Here is a 24,119-nt window from a genome sequence, read left to right as displayed (position 1 = left end):
TCTTCCGGGCTCCGGCTGCGTACACGTCGCGGCACGGCTGAAAGGAAGAGTGTGATCTGGTGTCGTACAGATTTTTATGGGACCGACGGCGGACCTATTGAGCAGCGGCGACGATCTCGGCCAGCACCGAGACGGCGAGCACGCGGGGATTGCGGCTGCCCTTGATAAGACCGATTGGCCCATGCACCCGCGCAATCGCTGCATCATCCCACCCCGCTGCGCGCAGTATTTCAAGTCTGCGCGCCTGGACGGTGCGACTACCTTGCGCACCGATCCAGAATGCGGGTGAGCGCAAGGCGGTGTCGAGTATGTCGGTCTCACGCTCATGGTCGTGGAAGAACAGCACCACGGCGGTCTCGGGATCAACTTCCTCTAAAACCAGCCTGTCGCGCCGCTCGCTTGGGTATCCCGCCGTCTCAGCCAGTCGGGCGAAGGTTTCGGCCTCGGGGCCGGTGCCAATCACCACCATGCGCGGCTCGGGACGGATCTCCACCTCGGGCAGATCAGGTAAACGCAGCCGAACAAGGCGGCGATTGCGCAGGGCCGCGAGCGGCACGTCGATGTGCGGGCCGGATGCGACAGGTACAAGCACCACATCAAGCCCGCTGCCGCAGGGCAGGCGGATATCGACGAAGGGCGAACCGCGCCCATAGCGTAGACGTCGCGGCTTTTTCGAGGCTAGAACATCGGCGGCATGCAGGGCGATATCGCCTTCGATGCAACCCGAAGACAGGCTTCCCACGGGCGCGCTGCCGGTGGGAAACGCCATTAGCGACCCAAGTGGCCGGTAGAAGGCCCCGTCGATCCCGACCAGCATGGCCAGAACACCGCCCCTACCGGACAAGGCAGCAAGGGCCGGCTCGACCTCGGAAGCGGGCAAGGCAAAAGACGTGGTTGCAGAAGACGGGGTCCCTGCAGCCACGGCGTCTTCGACCATTATGGACGAGGAGGGATGATGACCCACCGAGTTCAGTTCGCCGTCTCGGTTTCGGCTTCGTCCTCCGACATGTCACCCTCGGAATGCTCCATCTCGTCGTCAGAGCTGTCCATCTCTTCCATCACTGCATCGTCACTCTCAGACGTTTCCTCTCCGGGCATGTCATCCTCGAACTCGACGTCGGGGCTAAAGGTTGCAAGATAAGCATAGAGGTCGGCCGCAACCTGTTCGTCACGCACCTTGTAGGCCATCTTGGAGCGGGCACGGTTGTCATCGAGCGCCTCGCGCAGGAAGGCGGTCGGGTCCAGCAGGTAGCCTGCGGTGTTTTCGGGGCCCCAAACGACGGTTTCGAACTGCTCGCCGGTCGGGGCTTTGCCCGTCTTGTCCTCCGAGGAACCAAGTGCGCCATAGGCTACAAGCGCGTCGCTGTAGCGAAAATCCTTAACCGATCCGGGGGCGCGGCCGACTACACCATGGAGGTTGGGGCCGATCCGACCGTTGCGACCAGCTAGGACTTCACCGCTCTCGTCGGCCACAACGTGGCAGCTCACGCATTGGCGCGCGAACTCGGTCTCGCCGTTAGCAGGGTCGCCCTCCATCTCCTGCGCAAAGGCTGGGGCGGAAAACAGGGCAGCGGTCGCAAGGATGGAGGACAGTTTCATGGACAGGTCCTTTTCGGGCGAGTTCTAGATCTGCGGTGTCACGCGTGGCGCGTCATCACCGATCAATTCCTCCAGGGCGGCTGCGGTTCCTTCCAGTCTCCACATCAATGGCCACCGAAACAGGGAATCCTCGATCGTGACTGGACCCGGGGGGCATTCGTGCCATGTCGCCAATGACCATGAGCGGTCGGCGCCGCGCCGGACCGGGATCGACACAGGAGGAATCCGGGATGGTCACACTAGTCATCAACGGCGAGGAGCGTCGGTTCGACGGCGATCAGGACACGCCGTTGCTGTGGGTCCTGCGCGACGAAATGGGGCTCACCGGCAGCAAATACGGTTGCGGCATCGCCGCCTGCGGCGCCTGCACTGTGCATATCGACGGCGCACCCTCATTCGCCTGCATCACGCCGGTCGGCGTGCTCGAGGGCGCCGAGGTGACCACCATCGAAGGGCTTTCAGAGAGTGGCAACCATCCGGTGCAGGAGGCTTGGCGTGAGCTCAACGTTGCGCAGTGCGGCTACTGCCAGGCGGGCCAGATCATGCAGGCTGCTGCCTTGGTGGATCAGTATGACACCGTCACCGACGACGACATCGACGCGGTGATGAGCGCGAACCTGTGCCGGTGCGGCACCTATCCACGGATCCGAGCTGCGGTGAAGCAGGCCGCGTCGGCCAAGGCGGCCAAGTCCGGCAACCAGGAAGCGGAGGCACAGTGATGCGCGACTCCCCGATCATTAATGTAAGCCGCCGGGGCCTCTTGGGTGGCATGGGCGCAGGCGCCCTCGTGCTGGCCGTAGGCCTGCCCCGTCCGGGCCGGGCGCAGGAGGAGGAGCCGGAATTCGGTCGTGATGCGATGCCCAATGGCTGGCGCGACGATCCGAAGATCTTCATCGCCATTGCCGCGGACGGCCTGGTCACCGTGACCTGCCACCGTCAGGAGATGGGGCAAGGCGTGCGCACCTCGATTGCCATGGTCGTGGCCGATGAGCTGGGCGCCGATTGGGAAAAGGTCCGTGTCGATCAGGCTCCAGGCGACGAAGAGAAATACGGCAATCAAGACACCGACGGGTCGCGCAGCCTGCGGCACCACTTCATGCCGCTACGCCGCGCCGGTGCCGCCGCGCGCACTATGCTGGAACAGGCTGCTGCCGAACAGTGGGGCGTCGACGTCTCCGAGGTGAAGGCCGACGGCCACAAGGTGAGCCATGCGGGTTCGGGCAAGTCGCTGGGCTATGGCGAACTGGCTACGGCGGCGATGGATCTTGAGGTGCCCGAGCGCGACAGCCTCGCGCTCAAGGACCCGTCCGAGTTCCGCTATATCGGCAAGGGCTCGATCGGCCTCGTCGACAACATGGATATCACCACCGGCAACACGACTTATGGGATCGACGTGAAGCGCGACGGCATGCTCTATGCCGTGGTCGCGCGCCCGCCGGTCTATGGAGGCAAGGTGGCCTCGCTCGACGACAGCGCGGCGCTCGCCATCGAGGGTGTCGAGAGGGTGGTGCAAATCGACCCGGCCGAGTTTCCGACCGAGTTCGCGCCGCTAGGTGGGGTCGCGGTGATCGCCCGCAACACCTTTCTCGCGATGAAGGGCCGCGACGCACTGCAGATCGAGTGGGAGGATGGCCCCAACGCCGACTACGACAGCGAGTCCTACCGCGAGACCCTGTCGCAAGCCGCGAATTCGCCAGGCGGCAAGGTGATCCGCGACGAGGGCGACTACGACGAGGCGGCATCCGGCGCGGCCCAGACCGTGGAGGCGGAATACTACATCCCGCATCTGGCGCAGGCGCCGATGGAGCCCCCCGCCGCGGTGGTCGAGATCAAGGACGGCAAAGCCGAAGCTTGGGCCTGCGTGCAGGCGCCCCAAGTGACGCGGCTCAGGCTGGCCGAGCGGCTCGGGCTGCCCGAGGACGCGGTCAAGGTGAACGTGACGCTGCTGGGCGGCGGCTTCGGCCGCAAGTCTAAGCCTGACTTCGTGCTGGAGGCGGGCATTCTCAGCCAGGCGATGGACGGAGCCCCCGTGAAGCTCACCTGGACCCGCGAGGATGACATCCATCACGGCTATTACCACACCGTCTCGGTGGAGAAGATGTCGGCGGGCCTCGACGCGGAGGGCAAAACGATCGCCTGGCGCCATCGAACGGCGGCGCCGACCATAGGTTCGATCTTTGCGCCCGATCCAGCGCAGAAACTGCCCTTCGAGCTTGGGATGGGGCTTCTCAACATGCCGCTGGCTGTAGAGAACATCCGCGCCGAGAACCCGCAGGCCCAGGCTCATGTGCGGATCGGCTGGTACCGCTCGGTGTCGAACATCCCGCATGCCTTCGCGATCCAGTCCTTCGCCGCCGAACTCGCAGATGCGGCCGGGCGTGATCAGAAAGACTACCTGCTGGAGTTGATCGGACCCGCACGTCAGATCGACCCGACCAATCAAGGCGACGTCTGGAACTACGGTGAGAATCCGGATGTCTATACGATCGACACTGGCCGCATGGCGGCAGTGGTCGAGGCGGCCGCCGAAGGGATCGAATGGGGCCGCGAGATGCCCCAAGGGCGCGGCCTCGGCATCGCCGGGCATTACAGCTTCGTCTCCTATGTCGCGGTGGCTGCCGAAGTCGAGGTCGTCGATGGCGGCGTCACGGTGCCGCGCGTGTCGATCGCGATCGACTGCGGTGCGCATGTGAACCCCGATCGCATCCGCAGCCAGATGGAGGGCGCGGTGATTATGGGCGTCGGCCAGGCCCTGATGACGGAGGTGACCTTTGCCGAGGGCCGCGCGGTACAAGACAACTTCGATACCTACCTCGTACCGCGGATGGATCAGGCACCCAAACGGATCGACGTGCATTTCGTCGGTGACGACGCGGCCTATGACCGTCCGCTCGGGGGTGTCGGGGAGCCGGGTCTACCGCCGGTGGTGCCGGCGATCACCAACGCAGTTTTCGCCGCTACCAAGAAGCGCATCCGCCGGCTGCCCATCGCCGACCAGCTTCGAAGCTGACAGGGAGATCCATCATGACGAAACTCAGGACCACTTTGGCAGGGGGCGTCATCGCCACCTTCCTTGCCGGGCCGGCACTTGCGCATGGCTGCGCGGGCCGGATTGACGATTTCGAGCGCCTGCTCGATCTCGCTGCCAAGCAGGCAATATCCGCCTCCTCGAGCGGTCAGGCCGTTGCCGGGGCACGCGAGGCGCAGGCGGTAGAAGATAGCGGTGCCGCCGACGAGGACGAGGAGACCGGCACCGCGCCGGAGGCAGACGAAGGCGAGCCGGTGATCCCCGTGCAAGACGAGGCCGAAGAGGCTGCGGCCGTCGAGGAAGCGGACGAATCCGGAGATGCCGGGGAGCGGGTGATCGAGGCGCGCACCGCGCTCCAGCAGGCGCGCGAGATGGCCGAAGACGGCAACGAGACCGCCTGTACAGAGGCGCTCGACGAGGTGATCGTTACGGTGATTGCGAATTAATCCGCGCGCCCGCGGCCCAGCCTGGCACTGATGGTGAAGTCGGCCAAGCCGGCGGCGAGACCTGTCGCGCAGATGGCGGCAGGTCTTCGCGACTTTGACGGTACCAATGCTCGGCCACACGTCGACGGTTTGGCCGCTCAAGAACTTGGCTAGCTCGCCTTTATCAGGGAAGGGGAGAAAGCCCTCATTGCTCACTTCGGCATAGCATCAACGCCCGTAGCATCCGTCATATGCATCGACCGGACTGTTCCGGCCGAGCCTTCAGATTTGCTCGAGCAGACCGGCCAGCCGCGCCCGTTCCAGCAGGTGCGCCACCGAAGACGTTGCCCACTTCGAGCGGCCCCGGGGCGTCGGCTCACGCATCGCCTCGAGCCGCGCCGCGATCTGCTGCAGTGTGATCTCGGGCGCCGAACTCTTGATGCCCGCTATGATTGCGAGCAGCCGATCGTCCTTCTGCGCGGGCGGGGCGCGGTCGAGCACGGCACGATCCAGCAGCCCATCCGTTACGAAGCGCCCGGCGGCGCGCCGCAGCCGCTCGACGGTCCAAGGCTTCGCGCCTGGATGCCGGCTGTTGATGATCCGCACGACGTCCTCCCAAGGGAGCCGCGGCCGGAACTGCCGGACGGCGGGCAGCCATTGCTGGGCTTCCTCGTTGAGCTTGTCGAAGTAGCTGCGGTCGCGCGCCCGGCTGACCCTGGCGATCGCCTCCGGGTCGCGGTCCCGCAGGCCCGGATTGCCGCCGACGCGGCCTTTCTCTCGCGCCGAAGCGAGCCCCGCCATTGTCCTCTCGCGGATGAGCGCCCGCTCGAACTCGGCCGTCGCGCCGAGGATCTGCAGCGTGAACTTGCCCTGCGGCGAGGTCGTGTCGATCGGATCGCCCAGAGATCGGAAATGCGCGCCGCGGGCTTCCAGCGTCTCGATGACCTCGAGCAGGTGCGACAGCGAGCGTGCCAGGCGGTCGATGCGCACCACGACCAGCACATCACCGCGGCCGAGGCTGGCTAAGAGCTTGGCCAGCACCGGGCGGGCGCGGGCAGCACCGGAGGCGAATTCGTCGTGGATCTCGGTGCAGCCTGCCGATTTCAGTTCGCGGCGCTGTGCCGCAGTGTCTTGAAGGTCGGTCGAGACGCGGGCGTAGCCTATGAGTGCCATCAGCGTGCCGTCTCATCGCACAACACGACCTCGACCGTATCCTGGAATGGCGAGCCGCTCCGCACCTCGCTCAGATGTTCGGCGATCCGGGCGAACCATTCGCGCGGCGTCGGTTCGAAGGCAGGGGAGGGGAGGTCCATGGTGATCTCTTTCGCACTAGATCTTTGCCGGAGCGGCGGCCGGCGTTACGCCAGCTCCTGGAATGACTGCGTGTCCTCATCTCAGACCCCGCCGTTGCTGACGAGCTCGGTTTCCGCACTTGCCTTGGAGTTTCGGGAGAGCTTCCACACGGCATCGAGAAGCTCGGCAAGCTCATGCCCAGTGACGCGTGCTATCACGCTTTCGGGGAGGGCACGAAGTAAGGCCTCAGCGGTAGACCTGTGCTCGCCAACCTCGGCCAGCCGCATGGCGCGGTTGATCTTGGTCCGATGGCTTGGGAACGTGGTCATGCTGAATCCTTTGGTTCGGCCTAAAAATGCAGGCGAAATGGTCATTGCCATTGATCGAGCCCTAATGCGGCTGCCAGATCACATCTTCTCCAATTCAAGCAGGTAGAAGAATACGGTCGTTTGTAAATGAATGCAAGGGCGCGCTCTGTGGCGCTGTTCATCAGAAAGCCCTTGGTTTCCATACGCAGAGCGCGATCAGGGAGGTCTCGCGGACCATCGCGCGCGCGTGCTATGTAAGGTGTACAAACGCACTCTGATAAAACCCTTGGGTAAAGCTCAAAATAGCTGTATTTTGCGCATATGAGGCCTGGAACCCCCGCATTGTATGATGAATCCGACGCGCTCGGCATTTATGCTGAGGAGGTCGAACAGGCGTCTGAGGACGACCTGTGGTTTCTGCCCGGTCCGATGGACGACGAGCCGGACTATTTGCCGCCGGGACCACGGGCCGAACCGCGTGAAACCGAGGTCCTCGACGAATGGCGGAAGGCAGAGGGCGGGCAGGCCGCGCGTCTTGCCCGTGTGGCCGGTCGCGTCGGCGCGCTGGATGACCGGTTGAAGCGCGGACCGGAAGGATGGCGGCATCGGCTTGCGCTGATGGAGGCCGCAGATTTGAGCTGGCACACCGGTGACCGCATCAGCCAAGACCGGCTGGCGCTCTGGATCTCGCTGCGCCTGTCCGGTGTCCAGGACGACACGGCGGCGCTGGCGCGAGTCGGATGGGCGATTCGGCGACTGACGGGTGGACCGGGACCGGAGCAGGACCTTTCCGCCTTCCTCGACCGTCGCGACCCCGAGAACATCAGTGATGAGACCGAGCCGTTCGTGGATCGCGCGAGCGGTTGGCTGGATCTGATGGGGCAGGCCACGGACCTGCACCCGATCACTCGCGCTTGCGCGGGCTTTCACCTCTGGCGCCTCGCGGGGCTCGGGCAGCACGACGACCGTATGGAAGCGGCTGTCGCAGCTGCGCGGATCGCGGCCAGCGATGGAAGAGGCGCAGTCTTCACGCCTCTGGCCATGGGCGGGGCAGGGGGACTACGAGCCGGTGGTTCACCGTTCGAACGTCTGGAACGCTGGCTATACGGGATGGAAGCCGCGTGCCTGACCGCGGTGCGGCACCTTGACGATATCGAGGCATGGTCGGCGCGGGCGGAAGCCGAAATGACATTGCTCTCGGGCAGGACGCCGCCGGCCTTGCGCGCAGTGCTGACCGAATGGCCGCTCGTCTCTGCGCCAATGGCCCAGGCCCTGACGAGTGCCAGTCGCGCCGCTGTTCAGCGCAACCTTGCATGGATGCAAGAGCGGGGTCTGATCCGCGAGGTGACAGGACAGGGGCGGTTCAGGATGTGGAAGGCGACAAACTGAAGGTTAGCGTGGGTCTCACCCGCTCACTCGACAGCAGCGATAACCGCGAGCACGCGGCAGGGCGCGCAGAAACTCACCAACACTTAATGCATTTGTTGCACTTATTTCATATATGGTGGTAGAGAACAGAAACCGGAGAGGAGACCACCATGAACATGCTGGCACACCGACATCTTCCGCCCACGCCGCAGGACGCAGCGATTGCGCGCGTCTCTGGCCAGGCATTGTCACGCTTCGCCCAGGCGCGCGCGCCGTTGAAACTTCGTGTGACGGACTCCGAGCAGATGGAGCCGATCGAGCTTCCTGCGGGCGCCGTATCGCTGCTCATGGAGATCCTCGAGGCGATGGCAGCGGGGCGGGGGGTCACCATCATCCCCGAGAACGCCGAACTCTCGACCGTACAGGCCGCTGAGGTTCTGAACGTCTCGCGTCCGTTCCTGATCAAGCTGCTCGAGGATGGTGCCATACCGCATCGGAAGGTCGGCAAGCATCGCCGCGTCCGCATGGAAGACGTGATGTCCTACAAGGCCGCGATCGATACCGAGCGTGAAGCTGCGCTCGATCAACTGGCCGCCGACGCTCAAGAGCAGGACATGGGCTACCGCTCGAAATGAGCCAGTACACGGTCCTGTTCGATGCGAACGTCCTTTATCCCGCGCCGATGCGCGATGCACTGATGCAGTTGGCGGTCACAGACCTTTTCAAGGCCAAGTGGACGGCCGATATCCATCGGGAGTGGATTGATGCGCTTCTGCGCAATGAACCTCATCGGGAGCGCGCCGCGCTGGAACGAACTCGCGACTTGATGGACAGGGCCACACGCGACTGTCTGGTCACCGGCTACGAGGCATTGGTGCCGGCCCTAACACTGCCGGACCCTGACGATCGGCACGTTCTGGCGGCGGCAATCGTTGGGCGCTGTGACGCGATCGTCACGCAGAACCTGAAGGACTTCCCACCAGCGGCACTTGCGCCCTTTGGCATCGAGACCCAACACCCTGACGACTTTTTCCGGAACCAACTGTCTCTCGCGCCCGGTCTGGTCTGTTCCGCGCTGCGGAAAGTTCGCGCGCGCCTCAAGAATCCGCTCAAAAGCGTCGACGAGTATCTCGCGATCCTGACACAGCAGGGGTTGGTCGCCACGGTTGCCGACCTGGAGCAATTCGCCGACCTGCTTTGATCCCAGAACTGCCCTGACTGAATACGTTCTGGCCAGAGTTGTGGCACCCGATCCATCATCACCGCGAGATTTCGCCCGCCAGGACTGCACGCCCGTGGACTGCAAGCGTAGCAGTGAACCTCGGGCAACCGAACTGCCGGATCACGGCGACAATGCGCGCATCGTACGCCGCTTGCCCTATGACGCGACACAGGTCTGACGCGTGAAACTGGCGGTTCGAGCTTGGCGCAGCCTTGATCTGTTCGTGCAGCTCGCGCTCTCGTGGCTCTTGAACCGGCTGTGGTGCGGGGAGAGCCGGTGGGCGCGTCGCTTCTCCAAGCGAGGTGCGCCACCGGCGCATGAAGCCGAGCAGGAAACCGGCCGGAACCTTGCTGTTCCCACGGGCCCGGTTGAAGGCAAGGAAGCGTTCCCAGATCACTTGCGTATCGACGTTCCAGCAGGGTAGGGCGCTCTTCGCGGCCTTGATCAGCTCGGCCCAGCATGTTCGGAACACGTTCGAGCAACCGTCAATGTTGATCTGTCCTGTGAATATAGTTTTGTTAGATTCTTCTCTAGATAGTGATGTGTCGTCTCCGTCTGACACGAGATCGTGGGTCTGTTCGCCGTCGTCAAAGGCCGCGAAGCGGAAGAGCCAGGGGGCGAACTTGCCGTTCGACTTCTCGCGCTCAAGCTTCAGTTCAGAAGTTTCAAGCTCACTCAGCAGAACGCTCAGGTACTGGCGCGAGACGCCCATCTTCGCTGCCAGAGAGGACAGGGTGAAGGCAGCCGTGCCGCGGGGCAGGCCGTTATACCCGTCCTTCCACGCAATTCCGTCGAGGATGAGCGTGGCCAGTTTGTGCGCCGAAACAGAGAGGTCTGTCTGCGTGATCCGCCTTAGGATCAGGCCAGTCGTTGGTTCCATGGTCGTATCTCCTGAGAGAGACGATGCCATGTCGAGAGCAAACAACATTCTTGCCAGCAAAAACACTTTGCTGGTTGCAGGGGTTCGGACACTGCGCTAGAAGAACCGTGTTCAGGGGTTTTTTTCTAGCGCGGCGTCAGGCTTCTCGGTCTGGCGTCGTTTCCCTTTTTTTGGGTGATGCACTGGGCGTTGTTGCAGAACTCAGTCGGTGAAGGATTCACATCGGGAATCCATGCGGTTAGACGATCTGCATGAGCAAGCCCAAGCCCGCCCGCTACCGCACGACGAACTGGTCCAGCTACAACGATGCGCTCAGGAAGCGCGGATCGCTGCTGATCTGGCTGGACAAGGAGATGACCTGGCACGCGCCGCATGAGGGACGCCCAGGGCGCCCGCCGGTCTTTTCGAATGCCGCGATCCAGTTTTGCCTGTCGCTCAAGGTTCTGTTCAAGCTACCGCTCAGGCAGACAGCCGGAATGGTCGCGAGCCTCCTGCGCCTGGCAGGGCTAGACTGGCCCGTTCCGGACTACTCGACGCTGTGCCGCAGACAGAAGACCCTCAAGGTGCAGATCCCCTATCGCCGTGCCGAAGGGCCGCTGAATCTTCTGGTGGACAGCACCGGCATCAAGTTTCTTGGCGACGGCGAATGGCAGGCCCGCAAGCATGGCGTTCAGGGCCGCCGCCAATGGCGCAAGGTGCATCTGGCGATGGATATCGCCACCTCGGATATCCGGGCCGTCGAGTTCACCCCTAGCCGGGAAGGCGACAGCCCAGTCCTGCCGGACCTGTTGGGCCAGATCCCCGAGGACGAGGACATCGGCACCGTGACCGCGGATGGTGCCTACGATACCCGCCGCTGCCACGGCGCCGTCATCGCACGCGGTGGCACGGCAATCATACCGACCCGAAGGAACGGTCGAGCTTGGAAAGAGGACTGCCCGGCTGCCAAGGCGCGCAACGAAACCCTGCGCGCCACGCGTCACTACGGTCGGGCATTCTGGAAGCGGTGGACCGGATACCACGCCCGTAGCCGAGTGGAGGCCAAGATGCGATGCCTGAAGGCCTTCGGTGAGCGCATCGCCGCGCGGGATCCAGATCGCCAAACCGCCGAAATCCACATCCGGGTCGCCCTTGTCAATCGCTTCAACGCGCTCGGCACCGCCCACGTCGTCCGCGTGGCATGAAACTGAATGGGAAAGGGGCACTCACAACTCAGGCCGACTTTCTGCAACAACGCCCATCGCGCCCCATGTTCAAGGTGGAGCGCTGGTGAATTGAGGGCAGAAACTGAAGACGACGGCCGCATCGCCCTCATTCAATCGGACATCTGGATCGGCTTTCCCCGAGCGGAGCAAGTGCTGGACCGGCTGCATGGTCTGATTGAGATGTCGCGGCAGACCCGCATGCCTGGCCTTCTGGTGCATGGGGCGTCCGGCATCGGCAAAACAATGATCGCCCGCAACCTGTCGCGACGCTATGCGCCGGAGTATGATCCGGAGTCGGGCGTCACCCACACCCCGTTACTTCTGTTGCAGGCGCCACCCGCTCCTGATGAGCGGCGGTTCTATATGCACATCCTCGCAGCCGTCGGAGCCCCGTCGTCGACGCTGAGCCTGAAGGCGCAGAGTGTTGCCTCGCTGGAAGTTCGGGTCGTGGGCCTTTTGCGCGACCTCGGGCTGCGGATGATCATGATCGACGAAGTCCACAACCTTCTTGCGGGCACGCATAGGGAACAGCGCCGGTTCCTCAATGTCTTGAGGTATCTCAGCAACGAGCTGGAGGCATCTTTGGTCTGCTACGGTGTCAGCGAAGCCGTCGATGCCATTCGCGGCGATGTCCAACTGGCCCGTCGGCTTGATGAACACCACCTGCCGAATTGGCGCGATGATGCCGAGTTTTCGGATATGATCCAGACATTGATCGCGGCCATGCCGCTGGAGAAGAAATCCAATCTGCAAGTGCGGTCGCTCAAGCAGATCCTCGCATTAACTGGCGGGGTGACGTCCCGCATCTTTGCCTTGGTCAAGGATCTGTCCATCGACGCGATCATCAGCGGTGACGAGTGCGTCACTGATGATGCCATCGCAAAATGGACACCGGTCTGGTCGCGCCATGCAAACGCTCAGCGACGGCTCGAGAAATCTGGGGCGTGACGTGTATCCCGCTGCCGATATCGGTGACGCCAGTGCCGGACGAGTTGCTTTCTGGTTGGTTATCGCGACTGGCCGCTTCCAATCATTGCGAGGTAGCAGACCTGCTCGCCCATATCGGGATCGACGCAAAATATGCTGCAGCCCTTGATTTTGATCTCGACATGCTGGCCGCGGATAGGATTTCCGTTGCGGCGCGCTTCGATCCAGCGTTCGTGTCGTCGATGACTTTCGCGGCGATGCCGGAAGCAGAGATGCGGTTGACCGCACAGGTGCCGTTCCAGGCTTGCACAAGCTGCGCTGATGGCGGCCTTGAGCTCAGGCACTGGCGTAGGGCCTGGGCGTTCGACTGCCAGATTTGTGGTGCCCGGCTTCTTCCAAAGGCCGACAGGCAAAATGGCGCAGCGGTCTCCGAAAAGCTGGTTGATCGTGCCCGCCGGGGGGCACGGATCCTGGAGCGTGTCGCGGTGTCGGGCAGCGCGCGTCAACTACGCCGAGCCATGCGGGCGGTCACCTTCGCGATGGGACTCAAAGCTTTATGTGGAGACCCTTTCTTCGCGCTTCAAAGCCCCCGCCCGAACATAAGGCTCTTCTGCCTTGCCGCCATTGCCTCCGCCCAATCACGTCCACTGGTAAAGGCTGCGTTGTGCAGCATGGACATCGACGTCTACGCACGAGTTGCCCTGCTTCGCGCCTACGATAAGGAGCCCCGACTGCTTGCAACCGTCGACCAGATTGCTCAGCGGATGCGACTACGCGTCGGCGGTTCAGCCACCTCATCTCAAATTTAAGGGCAAGAAAGGCCGGAAAACGCGCCGTGTCTCGGATTTAAGGGCAAGGCGACACCCACTTCCGAGAGAACCAGGAACGGTTGCCTGACCATGCTGCGGCTGCCATCCATGCGTTGATCTGCCAAGCGGAGGCGATTGCCGATCAGGCTGAGGCCCTGGAGAAACGGATCCTCGAGTGGCACCGGACGCACGAGACGAGCCGGCGACTGGCGACCATTCCCGGTATCGGACCGATCACCGCCAGCGCAATTGCTGCAAATGTTCCGGATCCGAGCCTGTTCCGCTCGGCACGACAGTTCGCGGCCTGGCTAGGCCTGACGCCACGGGCGAACTCAAGCAGTGGCAAGGATCGACAGACCGGGATCAGCAAGCAGGGTGATGGATATATCCGGCGACTGCTCGTTTCCGGCGCGACTGCGGTGCTTCGCTTTGCAAGGCAGGGCGATGCCGGCAAGGCTTGGATGCTTGGGCTTAAAGCACGCAAGCGACCGAAAGTCGTTGCGGTCGCGCTCGCCAACAAGACTGCCCGGATCGCTTGGGCGCTCCTGCGCCGCAACGAGATCTACGCGGCCCCTGTCTCCTGAGCGCGGAACCGCTGACGGAATGCGTGAAGCTGAGAAGAGATGACAAACCGGTCGAACCGGGGATCGGGACACCCCAGGGGGTCAAGGCGCAGAAAGCGCGCAATTTTGATTGGGACCCGATCCGCGGACTTCATCTGGGCCAGCGGCTAGACCGCACCACAAAGGCCGTAGACATGACTGCTTTCGGCATAGGCGCGTCAATTCCCAGCTTGCGCAGCAGGGGTCGTCCAGACATGGGAACACTTGCCCTCGCCAGAGATGCCCACTGCGCGTTGGCGACGGTCCACCAATGACTTGCGCCACCGGACCTGTGGGGGAACCGGCGCAGCGCCAGTTCCCCATCGGCTCATTCTGCCGGAACCCAGGGCCGGTTATAGGCTGCCACGCGCCAATCACCGTGTTCGATGAACCGGGGGGCGCTCCCGGTTTCCAGCGCCTCGGCTGCGGCGTTCAGCGCCTCGGGCGATGTCTCGGGCCAGGCGCCCGTTTCGATCCGTTCGACCAGGGTCTCGACGATGGCCGTGCTTTCGGCAGCCGTGAACTCGCAATGGCCCGTGCCCTGGACCAGCGACTGCCGATACAGATCGCCGGTACCCTGCTCCTGCACCAGCGCGCCGTAGCCTTCCATCAGCGTGTAGGGAATGGCCCAGTCGCCCAGCATGTGGATGCGGATCGCCGGAACCTGCAGATCGCCGGTCGTCGTGCGCCCGTCTGCGGCCCAGAAATCGCGCGCATAATCCGAGGCCGCGATGCGGGGGGCGGCGTCGATCCTGGCAATGTCGGCCTGAAGGTCCAAACCGGCCTGTTCGTAGAGCGCCTCAACCGTCCGCGCCATCGCGGGTGCGGCATTCTGGTAGAAGGCGGCATAGTCGACCCCCTCGTTCCCGGAAAGTTGCTGCCCCGATGCGGCGTTTTCGAACAGAAGCCGCGAGGACCCGCCAACATTACCGCCGATGCGCAGCGCCGAGGCCACGATCATGTCGGCCATGGCGCCGGCATCCGCGGTGTCGGGTAGTTCGGTCCCCTCGACCATCCACGGCGACCACTGTCCGATGGCGAAGGCAAGCGCCAGCCGCGCGCGGCCCTCCGGGCTTTCGCCCGCCGTTTCGATGGCGGCCATCCAGGACGCACGGATCGCGTCAAGGCTGCGCTCGCCACCCGCTCCGGCATTGGGCAGGCCGACGATGGCGAGATCGCTGGCCGGACCGTGCCCAGCGGCCTCATAGCTTTCGCCCAGCAGGGTCTGCATGGCGAACCAGCCATCCAGGAAACTGCTCATGATCCAGACCGGCGTATGGGCGGCAAGCACGGCGGCACCGTCGATCCTGTCCGGGTAATCCTCGGCCGAAGCGAGGCTGTCGAGCCCTCCGCCAGAACAGCCGTATTGCAGCACCATGTCAGGAGCGCGCTCCAGGTCCGTGAAAATGTCCTGAACAGCTTGTAGATTCAGGATTTCACGCTGCGGATCGTATTGCCACAGGCGCAGCGGGTGCCGGGCGAGCCCGGCGAAGGCATAGCCACGACCGAGCAGGTCGTCATACCGCTGGACCGCTGACGCGACCGAAACGTTGCTGGCGAAATCCAGATCCCTGAGTAGTCGACCATTCCAGTTCTCGGGCACGCGGATCAGCCATGCCGTCCCGTCCGGCAGGGTTCCCGCATGTTCGTTGAAGGCGGGCTGCTCCTGCGCCGACGCGAGCGGGGCGAAGCCCGCGGTCAGAGCGAGGCAAAGCACCACCATTCCGGTCCGCGAACGCGGGCCGGCCAAATTGGCTGTCCGTGACATGAATTTCCTCCAGTTTGATGCAGCGATGAAATCCGGCTCCTCTTCCGGGGAACCATCGCCGGGAAAAAACATAGATAGCTAATTATTAGTGTCAAGGGCTCTGATGCACAAATCGGCTTAAGGCCGAGGTTCCCCTTTCCCCGGACGGACTTATCCCACAGCTTCCGTGACGGGTATTCCGAGCGCGGTGTAGCCGTTCAGGACGGCGATGCGGACCTGGAGTTCGGCGACCTGTCGATCGAAGTCCCGTGCCATGAGCCGCTGGCCCAGCAACTTGATACAATGCATCTTTGTCTCGACGCGGCTTCGGCGGTGGTATCCACTCCATCGTCGCCAGAGCGCGCGGCCCAGGTATTTCGCCGCGCGCAGGGCCTCATTTCGCGCCACGGCTCCGGCGGTGATCGTCTTCCAGGGCTTCGCGTTCTTGCGGGGCGGGATGACGGCATGGGCACCGCGATCTGCAATCGCATCGTGGCATTTGCGCGTGTCGTAGGCGCCATCAGCCGTAACGCTACCGATTTCCTGGTCCTGCGGGATTTGGTCGAGAAGGTGGGTAGGATGGGCGCATCACCGATGTGGCTCCCGGTGACTTCGACGGCCCGGATCTCCAACGTTTCTTCATCGATCCCAAGGTGTCGCGTAGCCCTTAATTGTGAGATGGGAAATCCAACGAAATCAACGGCTGAGCTTTGCCCTTAAATATGAGATTTTGCCTTTAATTCTGATATTTTTGCCCTTAAACCTGAGACAGGGTTCACAGACATTTGCGGCAAATATCGATGAATGATGATGGCGAAGACTCCGTTGCCGTTGGTGCTGAAGAGGCGCGCAGGGCCGCGGTGCTGCGCCCTCTTGTTCAGGCATATCTCAATGGGACTGGCAGCCTGGAACGTGGCATCAATGACGCCGTTTGGGAGCTTGGTGTCAGCAGGGCGACGGTCTGGCGTTGGATGAAACGGTTGGCGGAAGAGGGTGGGCGCACCAGCGCTCTGGCTCCGCGGAAACGGGGCCGCCCGACCGGGACGATGTTAATATCCAGCAAAGTCGAAGCGGTAATCGAGGAGCACCTTCGCCGCTATTTCTTGCGCCGGGAGCGTTCGAGCTTGTCGCGCGTCGTGACAGAAATCCGCAACGCTTGCTGGCAGGAGGGCTTGCAACCGCCGACACGGCGAACGGTTCAGCGTCGTCTGGATGCGATGGGTGCCCGCGAAGTTGCGAAGGCACGAGAGGGCGCAAAGGCGGCCCGCCAGAAATTTGCGCCGGTCACAGGTGAGAACAAGGCCAGTATGCCACTGGAGATCGTCCAAATTGATCATACACCGGCGGACATCATTCGTAACCGCCCGATTGAGACCGCGGCTTAGGCGTCGGGCGCCCATCTCCACGGGAGCAATTCGGCGAGCCGATTGATCTTGTGATCGTGGATGCGCTCGAGCACGTCGGCGAGCCAAGCCTGCGGGTCCAGCCCATTCATCTTCGCGGTCTCGATGAGCGTCATGGCACGGGCAAGGGTCTCTCCGCCGCTGTCCGAGCCGGCAAAGAGCCAGTTCTTCCTTCCGATGCCGATCGGGCGCATGGCGCGCTCGGCCGGGTTGTTGTCGATGCCGATGCGTCCGTCCTCGAGGAACAGCTCGAAGGACGGCCAGCGGGACAGCCCGTAACGGAACGCCTTGGCGAGGTCGCCCTTGCCGGGAATACGAAGCAGCTGGGTTTCGGCCCACGCCTTGAAGGCGTCGACCATAGGTTTGGAATGCCGCTGCCGCGCGGCCTTGCGCATCTCGGCGGACTGGCCGGCGATCTCTCGTTCGACATCGTAAAGCTTCCCGATCCGGTCGAGTGCCTCCCGCGCGATCTCGGACTTCGTGGTCTCCCAGACGTCGTGGAAGTCGCGCCGCAGGTGTGCCCAGCAGGCGGCCTCGCGGAACTGGCTGCTACCGTCCGCGCGTTGCTCGTAGAGCTGGCCGAAGCCCGCATAGGCATCCGCTTGAAGGATGCCAGCACTACCTTGGAGGTGCCGCCGGGGATGCTCTCCTTTCCGGTCCGGTGAGAAGCGGTAGACCACGCCGGGCGGGGCCGCGCCGGCCCAAGGTCTCTGGTCCGAGACATAGGCCCAGATCCGTCCCTGCTTGACCCCCTTGCCCAAGCCCCGGTCGCGGCGGGACCGGTCCAGAACGCGGATCGGCGTGTCGTCGGCGTGCAGGACCGACGCGGCCATGACTTCGGCCTCGATCCTGTCGATGATCGGCTCGAGCACCTTCATGGCCCTGCCGCACCAGTCCAGCAGCGTGCTGTCGGGCACGTCCGCACCCATGCGGGCGTAGATCTCGTTGAGGCGATAGAGCGGCAGGTGGTCATCGAACTTGGAGACCAGCACATGCGCCAGCAGACCCGGCCCCGCCATGCTGCCAGGGATCGGACGGCTCGGGGCAGCGGGCTGCACCATCTTCTCACACCGGCGACAGGATTTCTTCAGCCGCGCGATCTGGATCACCTTCATCTGCGCCGCGACCATGTCGAGCAACTCGCTCACATCCTCGCCGACCACGCGGAGGTCGCCGCCGCAATCGGGACAGCAGGTGCCGGGGTCGAGCTCGCGACGTTCGCGGGGAGTGGCGTCGGACACCCGTGGCCTGCGACGGGGGCGCAGTTCAGCGGTCCCGGGATCAGCGGCCAGAGGCTCCTCGTCCTCTTCGTCGACCGGCTCGCTGCGCTGCTCGGCGGCCGCGACCAGCAGGTCTTCCAGCGCGAGCTCGAGCTGGGCGATCTCTCGTTCGATCTTCTCCGAGGACTTGCCGAAAGCCTGCTTCTGGAGCCTGGCGATCCGCAAGCGCAGGGCTTGGACCAGCTGCTCATGGGCCTGAAGCGTGGCCGACATGCGCGCATTCTCCGCCTGAAGCGCGGCTATCATCGCCTTCAGGACGGCAGGGTCATCGGAGAGAATGTCGGCGTCTTCGGACATGCCGACAGATACCATGCGGCATTCGGAATGGCCAATGAAACAAGGGACTTGAGCAGGACAAACTACCCGACGCGGGCCGGCGGCGCACCCCAGTCCGGACGCCGCCAATCGATGCCTTCCCAGAGCATCGCCAGCTGCGCAGAGGTGAGCCGGGCAGCACCACCCTCGGCACCAGGCCAGGGAAAGCGGCCGCGTTCGAGCACCTTGTAGTAGAGGCAGAAACCTTGGCCATCCCAGTAGAGCAGCTTCAGACGATCGCCCCGGCGCCCTCGGAACGCGAAGACCGCGCCGCTTGCGGGCTTCTGGCGCAGGACATCCTGTGCGATGGCGGAGAGACCGGCGATGCCCTTCCTCATGTCGGTGACGCCGCAGGCCAGATAGACCCGCACCCCCGTTCCGGGCCCGATCATGCCGCCTCCACCGCCCGGATCAGCCGGGTCAGCGCGTCATCATCCATGCTGCTGTCGAACCTCAGGCACCGCCCGTTGCTCAGCCGCAGTTCGATCAGGACCGGCCGCGAGGGGGCGGATACGGATGCGCAGGCAGGTTCCGGGGGCGCATCGAAGTCCACCGGAAGGAAGACAGTTCCGCGATCCGGCGACCATAGCCCTTTCTTCTTCAGATCCCGACGCCACCCATAGATCTGCGACCGGGTGAGCTCGTGGCGCTGCGCGACCTGCGTCACCGTCGCACCGCCAATGCCGACCTCCGAGAGGATCTCGAGCTTCTCGTCATCGCTCCATCGACGGCGCCGCTCGACGCCCAGAACTTCGCCCAGCATGGCCCCTCCAGATAAGACACGTCGTTAACGACGCCGTTATGCACGTGTCTTAGATCAGAGAGCCCCAGTCAGGCAGGCGGTCTCAATCGGGCGGTTACCATCATTCTTGTCGACGGCTTTGAACGCAAACCAATTGGGCGGCCTTGGGTCACGCTGGCGATCGACGTCGCAACGCGGATGGTGACCGGATATTACACCTCTCTCGAGGCACCTTCGCGTCTGTCAGTGGCGCTTTGCCTGACACAGGCGGTGGCCCTCAAGGAGGAACTTCTTGCGGAATTGGCGTGCGATGTTCCTTGGCCGGCACAGGGCAAACCGCACAGCATCCACGTCGATAACGGTCGCGATTTCCGGTCGCGCGCCTTTCGGTCGGCCTGTGCGGATTGGGGGATCGATCTGGTCTATCGACCGCCAGCAAGTCCTCACTTCGGTGGTCACATCGAACGGTTGATCGGCACCATGATGGGGGCCGTTCACCTGTTGCCGGGAACAACGCAATCCTCGATCGCGGCAAAGGGCGACTATGACGCCGAAAGCAAGGCCACGATGACGTTGAGCGAATTCGATCGCTGGTTTGCTCTGGAAATCTGCCGTTACAACAACAGCATTCATTCAAGTCTTGGCTGCACGCCCGTTGCCAAATGGGAGGCGCTCTCAGAGCAAATGACAGGCGACATCCCCTTCGAGATGGAAGCCTTTCAGGTGAGCTTCCTGCCGAGTGAACTGCGCAAGATCAGGCGTGACGGCATCCATCTGTTCCAGATAAGGTACTGGTCCGATGCCCTTGCAGGCCACATTGGGCGCGGGGATGGAAAGGTGGTCGTTCGCTACGATCCTCGCGATATCTCAATGATCTGGGTCGAACTGGACGATGGCCGGTATGTTGAGGCGCGGTACAGAAACCTGGAAATTCCGCCCGTCTCGCTCTGGGAATATCGCGAAGCGATGAGGAAGGCCCGTGCCCTTGGCAAGTCCGGGTCTAATGAGCTGGTGCTGGCTGAGCTGATCCGACAGCAACGCCAGATCGAAGCTGAAAGCCGGGGCCTGACGAAGGCCGAACGCAGAACCCGTGAAAGAAAAGGGACATTGAAGGGCACGAACTCGGCCGTCTCGACAACCGAAGGGCTGCGCCCGATCGATACGGGTGATACATCGCGCCCATTGTTCAAGGTGGAGAGATGGTGAATTGAGGGCAGGGACAACTGAAGAAGACGGCCGGATCGCCCTCATTCAATCGGATATCTGGATCGGCTTTCCTCGGGCGGAACAGGTGTTGGACCGCTTGCAGGGCATGATCGAAGCGCCACGACAAACCCGTATGCCTGGGCTTCTTGTGCATGGCGCCTCCGGGATCGGAAAGACGATGATTGCCCGAAACCTGTCGCGCAAGTACGCACCAGAATACGATCCGGCGTCGGGCATCACCCGCACACCGCTTCTGCTGTTGCAAGCGCCGCCCGCACCTGATGAACGGCGGTTTTACCTGCACATCCTGGCCGCCGTCGGCGCCCCGGCGACGGCTCTTAGCGCCCGCGCTCAAAATGTGGCTTCCCTCGAAGTCCGTGTCATCGCGCTCTTACGCGACCTTGGCCTGCGGATGATCATGATCGACGAGGTCCACAATCTCTTGGCCGGGACCCACCGCGAACAGCGCCGATTTCTCAATGTCCTGCGGTATCTCAGCAATGAACTCGAGGTGTCACTGGTCTGCCTTGGGGTCAGCGAGGCCGTCGATGCTATTCGCGGTGATATCCAGCTTGCCCGACGGCTGGACGAACATCATCTGCCAAACTGGCGCGACGATGCCGAGTTCTCGGACATGATCCAGACCCTTATTGCTGCCATGCCACTGGAAAAGAAGTCCAACCTGAAGGTCAAATCTCTCAAGCAGGTCTTGGCACTGACCGGTGGGGTGACCTCGCGCATCTTCGCTCTGGTCAAGGATCTTTCCATCGACGCCATTATCACAGGCGAGGAATGCATCACCGATGACGCAATCGCAAAATGGACGCCGGTTTGGTCGCGCCATGCGAACCCCCATCGGCGGCTCCAGAAGTCCCGGGTGTGAAGCCGCACCCGCTGCCCAAGACTGTCGCGCCGCTGCCAGACGAGTTGTTGTCAGGTTGGTTGTCTCGGCTGGCGGCGGCCAACTACTGTGATGATGCGGAACTACTGGCTCATCTCAGAATCGATACCGCGCATGGCACCGCCTTGGACTTCAACGTCGACGCGGCTGCGGCGGCGAAGATTGCCAACGCCGCACGGATTAACCCAGATGTTGTTCGATCTTTGACCTTTCCGGCAATGACGCCACGAGAAGCCTCGCTGACGGCTCAGATGCCATTCCAGCATTGCATGCAATGCGCCAGAGAGGGTCTTTCGCTCAGGCATTGGAGGCGGGCCTGGGCATTTGACTGCCAAGTTTGCGGGACGAGACTTGTGCAGACCCTTGGCAAACTCCGTGAGGAACAAATATCTGGAAAACTGATATACCGAGCGCGCCGCGGGGCAGAGATGCTTGAGTGCGCCGCGCGCTCGCGCGGCCCCAAGCAACTTCGGCGCGCAATGCGCGCAGTCACCTTTGCCATGTCACTCAAAACCTTCCGCGGGGATCCGTCGTTCGCTGTCCAGAACCCCAGATCGGAAGTTAGGCTGTTCTGCCTCGCCGCAATCGCCGCCGCTCGATCTCATCCCTTGGCTAAGGCAGCCATCGTCAGCAAAAGCATCGACGACTATGCAAGGGTTGCTCTCTTGCGCGCCTTCGAGAAGGAGCCTCGATTGCTTGCCGCGGTTGATCACATAGCGCAAAGGTGCGCGAGAAACAGGGGCCCCATGACAGCCGTATCTCACAATTAAGGGCAAAAATTGTCGCCGAACGCGTCGCGTCTCAGATTAAAGGGCAACGCGACAGCCGCTCTTGGGAGGCGAGTGCGCCCTGGCTTGTTGCAACTCTCGCCTCTAGCGGTCGCCGGTGCCGCGCATATGGTCAGCCGGTTCGGTGGGATGGAATGGAGGCGAGGGCATGACAGCTGGGGTTCTGCGGGTCACCGCCGACCCGGTACCCCCTATGATATGTCCCTTGAAGGTCTGCGGGCCGACCTGCCATCGGCGGTAGGTTCACCGGGATGGTAAAGCCCGGTGAAAGGCTCAGAGCTGATCTGTCAGCTCTGAGCCTACCCCTCCCAAACATCTGGACTTTTTTCTGGCCACATCGGCGCAAGCCGGTGGCGCATTGGGCCCATAATGCATGTGGCTCACTCCTCACCTCCCGAGAGGACTAAGTCACGCCGGCACGATGCCCGGCTTGATCGCGTTGGATATACCTATCCTGTTGCATGGTATTGCACATCTTTGGAATGGGTATGTTCGACCGGTATGGGGGAGAAGTTTAGACGCGCCTGAACTGAATTTCTGCTCCGCTCGGCAACCCACGATTATCAGGAGTGTAAGCGCAAGGCGCCTACACTCTTGGGCACATGAAAAGCAAAACGTACATCCTGTAGGGGATTTGCCGGTCTAAATCGTATCCCACGGAGTGGTGTAGCTGAGGCGACCATCGGTTCTTCGGTAGGGTCGGGTTGTGAGAGCCAGCCTGAACCGAGGGAATACTTCGATGATCAAACCCATGAGGAACCTGAGAGAGCTCGTCGAGAAGAACGGCGACGTAGATCTTCTGCGCGAGGTGCTCGGCCCTGCGGCCGAGCGCTTAATGGAACTCGAGGTCGGCGGCCAGAATAGCGCTCCTACGGCGAGAGAAGCTGTGATTGGTGGACGCAGCGCATTTTTGCCGCGACCGGGACTGGTTGGCCCGCGCCGGGAACGTGGAGCGGCGCAGTCAAAACTCGTTCACTGGGCCTGCGGAGACGGCGCGGCGGTCGGCGGGAGCCGGCAGCCCGATTGTTGCCGGATGCCGAGCAGGACCGGCAGATCGCAAAACTACTGGAGCGTTACGGTCTGTAACGGGCGGCACGTCACGTCTCAACTATCGTCGCCCTCGACGCTTTCACAGTTTCCGCCCCTCGAAAACAGAAGGCAGCGCCACGGACAGTTCAGCACCGTGATCGGCCAGACCCGATCGGCGCGGGAGCGGTCGAGGACGTCAATCGAAAGCGCAGCACGCGATGGCCTCCAGAGCCGTCCGGTCGTCAGTTTTCTTCCCTCATCTGCGAAGCCACCATGCATGCCAAGAGGGCATATTCAGGATTTGAACTGGCTTTTCCTGCGCTCGCTTCCAAGGCCAAAGCGATATAGAGGCGATCGCTCAGCGACAGATCAAGGGTTTCGGCGATACATTCGGCTACTTCAATCGCAGCTTCCCTGGTCGCAGTTTGTTCGGCGGGTAATGGTCGGTCAGCGGTCATCCTTCATCTTGGCTCCAGCTTTGTCCCAGGGCGATAGCAGGCCCTAGCGTCAGCAGGGTCATGGCAATCAGCGGGTCGCAGAGGCGCCAATGCAAGATCGCGGCCCCCAGGACAGGAAAGACGATCGCACCCGCGAAGACAACAGGTGGCCTGTAGGGCTGCGTCCGATGGCCTCGAAACAGAGGTTGCAAAGATAGATGGAAGCCTGTCACCAGGAGCGGCCCGATAGCCATCAAGGCGAACGGACATGTCATGCCGAGACCGCCCAGATAGACGATTATTCCTCCTACGGCGATGGAAGCCCCGGCAATAAATGCGACCCTGCCCGTTTCAATCATTTCCTCTGCGCCTCGCTGTCTGCACGAGGCCGTTTCGGACGCAGTTTGAAAGCATATGCGCTTGCATCTCCAGCCGACCAGTCGACGTAGCGGTGGCACTCAACGGACTTCCCCTTCCAGGGGCCATTTCATGAAAACCTTGACCCGGCAATTCTGTTTCTCGCCAGTTCCAAGGTGCAGCCTGCCACCGCATATCTTCCCATCCGCGGCCGCTCTCACAGTGCCGTTTGCCCTCATTGCGGTATG

Annotated in this window: 25 protein-coding genes and 2 pseudogenes; 14 read left to right on the top strand and 13 right to left on the bottom strand. The window is 62.8% G+C overall.

The window, feature by feature from the left end; translation table 11 throughout:
* Nucleotides 1–94: 94 nt before the first annotated feature.
* Together T8T21_RS17870 and T8T21_RS17865 are read right to left on the bottom strand one after the other, a co-directional pair.
* A complete protein-coding gene (locus tag T8T21_RS17870; RefSeq protein WP_322338003.1) occupies nucleotides 95–817 on the bottom strand; it encodes an XdhC family protein in 723 nt (240 codons plus the stop codon).
* Between the two features lie 152 nt (nucleotides 818–969).
* Nucleotides 970–1,599: a c-type cytochrome gene (locus tag T8T21_RS17865; protein ID WP_322338002.1), complete on the bottom strand. Its 630-nt coding sequence runs from the start codon at nucleotides 1,597–1,599 to the stop codon at nucleotides 970–972.
* Nucleotides 1,600–1,829: 230 nt separating this feature from the next.
* Between T8T21_RS17865 and T8T21_RS17860 the strand changes: the two genes are divergently transcribed.
* From T8T21_RS17860 to T8T21_RS17850, 3 genes are read left to right on the top strand one after another with little or no spacing between them, the layout of a single operon-like run.
* The gene (locus T8T21_RS17860; RefSeq protein ID WP_322338011.1) at nucleotides 1,830–2,318 is read left to right on the top strand and encodes a (2Fe-2S)-binding protein; all 489 of its coding nucleotides are present in this window, start codon (nucleotides 1,830–1,832) and stop codon (nucleotides 2,316–2,318) included.
* Nucleotides 2,318–4,609, top strand: coding sequence for a xanthine dehydrogenase family protein molybdopterin-binding subunit (locus tag T8T21_RS17855; protein WP_322338001.1), 2,292 nt, complete (start codon nucleotides 2,318–2,320; stop codon nucleotides 4,607–4,609). The genes T8T21_RS17860 and T8T21_RS17855 overlap by 1 nt, the downstream gene beginning before the upstream one ends.
* A 14-nt stretch (nucleotides 4,610–4,623) precedes the next feature.
* Nucleotides 4,624–5,073 (top strand): hypothetical protein, encoded by a 450-nt coding sequence (locus T8T21_RS17850; RefSeq protein ID WP_322338000.1) that lies wholly within the window; start codon nucleotides 4,624–4,626, stop codon nucleotides 5,071–5,073.
* 261 nt (nucleotides 5,074–5,334) lie between these two features.
* On the opposite strand, the gene T8T21_RS17845 is transcribed toward T8T21_RS17850, so the two are convergent.
* From T8T21_RS17845 to T8T21_RS17835, 3 genes are all read right to left on the bottom strand, one after another.
* Nucleotides 5,335–6,225, bottom strand: a complete 891-nt coding sequence (locus tag T8T21_RS17845; protein WP_322337999.1) for a recombinase family protein — start codon at nucleotides 6,223–6,225, stop codon at nucleotides 5,335–5,337.
* Entirely contained in the window at nucleotides 6,225–6,365 is a 141-nt protein-coding gene (locus T8T21_RS17840; RefSeq protein ID WP_322337998.1) for a hypothetical protein, read from the bottom strand. The genes T8T21_RS17845 and T8T21_RS17840 overlap by 1 nt, the downstream gene beginning before the upstream one ends.
* Before the next feature lie 81 nt (nucleotides 6,366–6,446).
* On the bottom strand, nucleotides 6,447–6,725 hold the full coding sequence (locus T8T21_RS17835) for a hypothetical protein (RefSeq protein WP_322337997.1): 279 nt from the start codon (nucleotides 6,723–6,725) through the stop codon (nucleotides 6,447–6,449).
* 249 nt (nucleotides 6,726–6,974) lie between these two features.
* Between T8T21_RS17835 and T8T21_RS17830 the strand changes: the two genes are divergently transcribed.
* From T8T21_RS17830 to T8T21_RS17820, 3 genes are all read left to right on the top strand, one after another.
* The gene (locus tag T8T21_RS17830) at nucleotides 6,975–8,042 is read left to right on the top strand and encodes a helix-turn-helix domain-containing protein (protein WP_007803223.1); all 1,068 of its coding nucleotides are present in this window, start codon (nucleotides 6,975–6,977) and stop codon (nucleotides 8,040–8,042) included.
* 149 nt (nucleotides 8,043–8,191) lie between these two features.
* A complete protein-coding gene (locus T8T21_RS17825; protein ID WP_007803221.1) occupies nucleotides 8,192–8,656 on the top strand; it encodes an excisionase family DNA-binding protein in 465 nt (154 codons plus the stop codon).
* Nucleotides 8,653–9,222, top strand: coding sequence for a PIN domain-containing protein (locus T8T21_RS17820; RefSeq protein WP_007803220.1), 570 nt, complete (start codon nucleotides 8,653–8,655; stop codon nucleotides 9,220–9,222). The genes T8T21_RS17825 and T8T21_RS17820 overlap by 4 nt, the downstream gene beginning before the upstream one ends.
* A 58-nt stretch (nucleotides 9,223–9,280) precedes the next feature.
* On the opposite strand, the gene T8T21_RS17815 is transcribed toward T8T21_RS17820, so the two are convergent.
* The gene (locus tag T8T21_RS17815; protein ID WP_007803218.1) at nucleotides 9,281–10,123 is read right to left on the bottom strand and encodes a hypothetical protein; all 843 of its coding nucleotides are present in this window, start codon (nucleotides 10,121–10,123) and stop codon (nucleotides 9,281–9,283) included.
* Nucleotides 10,124–10,374: 251 nt separating this feature from the next.
* Here T8T21_RS17815 and T8T21_RS17810 point away from each other — a divergent pair, with 251 nt between their 5' ends.
* The 4 genes and pseudogenes from T8T21_RS17810 to T8T21_RS17795 form a co-directional block, all read left to right on the top strand.
* Nucleotides 10,375–11,307 carry an IS5-like element ISRhba5 family transposase gene (locus T8T21_RS17810; RefSeq protein ID WP_007803217.1) on the top strand — a complete coding sequence of 311 codons (933 nt, stop codon included), beginning with the start codon at nucleotides 10,375–10,377 and terminating at the stop codon, nucleotides 11,305–11,307.
* A 90-nt stretch (nucleotides 11,308–11,397) separates the two neighbouring features.
* Nucleotides 11,398–12,276: a TniB family NTP-binding protein gene (locus T8T21_RS17805; RefSeq protein ID WP_007803215.1), complete on the top strand. Its 879-nt coding sequence runs from the start codon at nucleotides 11,398–11,400 to the stop codon at nucleotides 12,274–12,276.
* Nucleotides 12,273–13,064 carry a TniQ family protein gene (locus T8T21_RS17800; RefSeq protein WP_007803213.1) on the top strand — a complete coding sequence of 264 codons (792 nt, stop codon included), beginning with the start codon at nucleotides 12,273–12,275 and terminating at the stop codon, nucleotides 13,062–13,064. Before T8T21_RS17805 ends, T8T21_RS17800 begins: the two co-directional genes overlap by 4 nt.
* Nucleotides 13,065–13,123: 59 nt before the next feature.
* Nucleotides 13,124–13,648: pseudogene (locus T8T21_RS17795) on the top strand (IS110 family RNA-guided transposase); the annotation flags it as partial.
* 346 nt (nucleotides 13,649–13,994) lie between these two features.
* Here T8T21_RS17795 and T8T21_RS17790 read toward each other — a convergent pair.
* Together T8T21_RS17790 and T8T21_RS17785 are read right to left on the bottom strand one after the other, a co-directional pair.
* Nucleotides 13,995–15,506 carry a hypothetical protein gene (locus T8T21_RS17790; protein WP_235940238.1) on the bottom strand — a complete coding sequence of 504 codons (1,512 nt, stop codon included), beginning with the start codon at nucleotides 15,504–15,506 and terminating at the stop codon, nucleotides 13,995–13,997.
* A gap of 78 nt (nucleotides 15,507–15,584) precedes the next feature.
* Nucleotides 15,585–16,069: pseudogene (locus T8T21_RS17785) on the bottom strand (IS5 family transposase); the annotation flags it as partial.
* 144 nt (nucleotides 16,070–16,213) lie between these two features.
* Between T8T21_RS17785 and T8T21_RS17780 the strand changes: the two are divergent.
* Complete coding sequence (locus T8T21_RS17780) at nucleotides 16,214–16,798, top strand: DNA-binding domain-containing protein (protein ID WP_322337996.1); 585 nt, start codon at nucleotides 16,214–16,216, stop codon at nucleotides 16,796–16,798.
* Here the strand turns inward: T8T21_RS17780 and tnpC are convergent.
* From tnpC to tnpA, 3 genes are all read right to left on the bottom strand, one after another.
* On the bottom strand, nucleotides 16,795–18,393 hold the full coding sequence (tnpC, locus tag T8T21_RS17775) for an IS66 family transposase (protein WP_322336874.1): 1,599 nt from the start codon (nucleotides 18,391–18,393) through the stop codon (nucleotides 16,795–16,797). The genes T8T21_RS17780 and tnpC overlap by 4 nt on opposite strands.
* 62 nt (nucleotides 18,394–18,455) lie before the next feature.
* The gene (tnpB, locus tag T8T21_RS17770) at nucleotides 18,456–18,803 is read right to left on the bottom strand and encodes an IS66 family insertion sequence element accessory protein TnpB (RefSeq protein ID WP_322336875.1); all 348 of its coding nucleotides are present in this window, start codon (nucleotides 18,801–18,803) and stop codon (nucleotides 18,456–18,458) included.
* Entirely contained in the window at nucleotides 18,800–19,174 is a 375-nt protein-coding gene (gene tnpA / locus T8T21_RS17765) for an IS66-like element accessory protein TnpA (RefSeq protein ID WP_322336876.1), read from the bottom strand. Before tnpA ends, tnpB begins: the two co-directional genes overlap by 4 nt.
* A 180-nt stretch (nucleotides 19,175–19,354) precedes the next feature.
* On the opposite strand from tnpA, the gene T8T21_RS17760 reads away from it, so the two are divergent.
* Genes T8T21_RS17760 through T8T21_RS17750 form a run of 3 tightly spaced genes read left to right on the top strand, consistent with a single transcriptional unit; the run spans nucleotide 19,355 to nucleotide 22,030 of the window.
* Nucleotides 19,355–20,359: a Mu transposase C-terminal domain-containing protein gene (locus T8T21_RS17760; protein ID WP_407660150.1), complete on the top strand. Its 1,005-nt coding sequence runs from the start codon at nucleotides 19,355–19,357 to the stop codon at nucleotides 20,357–20,359.
* A gap of 1 nt (nucleotide 20,360) precedes the next feature.
* Nucleotides 20,361–21,242 carry a TniB family NTP-binding protein gene (locus tag T8T21_RS17755; protein WP_038147410.1) on the top strand — a complete coding sequence of 294 codons (882 nt, stop codon included), beginning with the start codon at nucleotides 20,361–20,363 and terminating at the stop codon, nucleotides 21,240–21,242.
* Nucleotides 21,179–22,030, top strand: coding sequence for a TniQ family protein (locus tag T8T21_RS17750; protein WP_322337995.1), 852 nt, complete (start codon nucleotides 21,179–21,181; stop codon nucleotides 22,028–22,030). Before T8T21_RS17755 ends, T8T21_RS17750 begins: the two co-directional genes overlap by 64 nt.
* A 1,289-nt stretch (nucleotides 22,031–23,319) precedes the next feature.
* Here T8T21_RS17750 and T8T21_RS17745 read toward each other — a convergent pair.
* Both T8T21_RS17745 and T8T21_RS17740 read right to left on the bottom strand, forming a co-directional pair.
* Complete coding sequence (locus T8T21_RS17745; RefSeq protein WP_322337994.1) at nucleotides 23,320–23,535, bottom strand: hypothetical protein; 216 nt, start codon at nucleotides 23,533–23,535, stop codon at nucleotides 23,320–23,322.
* Nucleotides 23,532–23,873: a hypothetical protein gene (locus tag T8T21_RS17740; protein WP_322337993.1), complete on the bottom strand. Its 342-nt coding sequence runs from the start codon at nucleotides 23,871–23,873 to the stop codon at nucleotides 23,532–23,534. The genes T8T21_RS17745 and T8T21_RS17740 overlap by 4 nt, the downstream gene beginning before the upstream one ends.
* Nucleotides 23,874–24,119 lie beyond the last annotated feature (246 nt).

Source organism: Limimaricola variabilis (assembly GCF_034371605.1).
Classification (GTDB): Bacteria; Pseudomonadota; Alphaproteobacteria; order Rhodobacterales; family Rhodobacteraceae; genus Limimaricola; species Limimaricola variabilis.
Note: the sequence above shows the minus strand (reverse complement) of the source record. Positions and strands in the feature narration are given on the sequence as shown.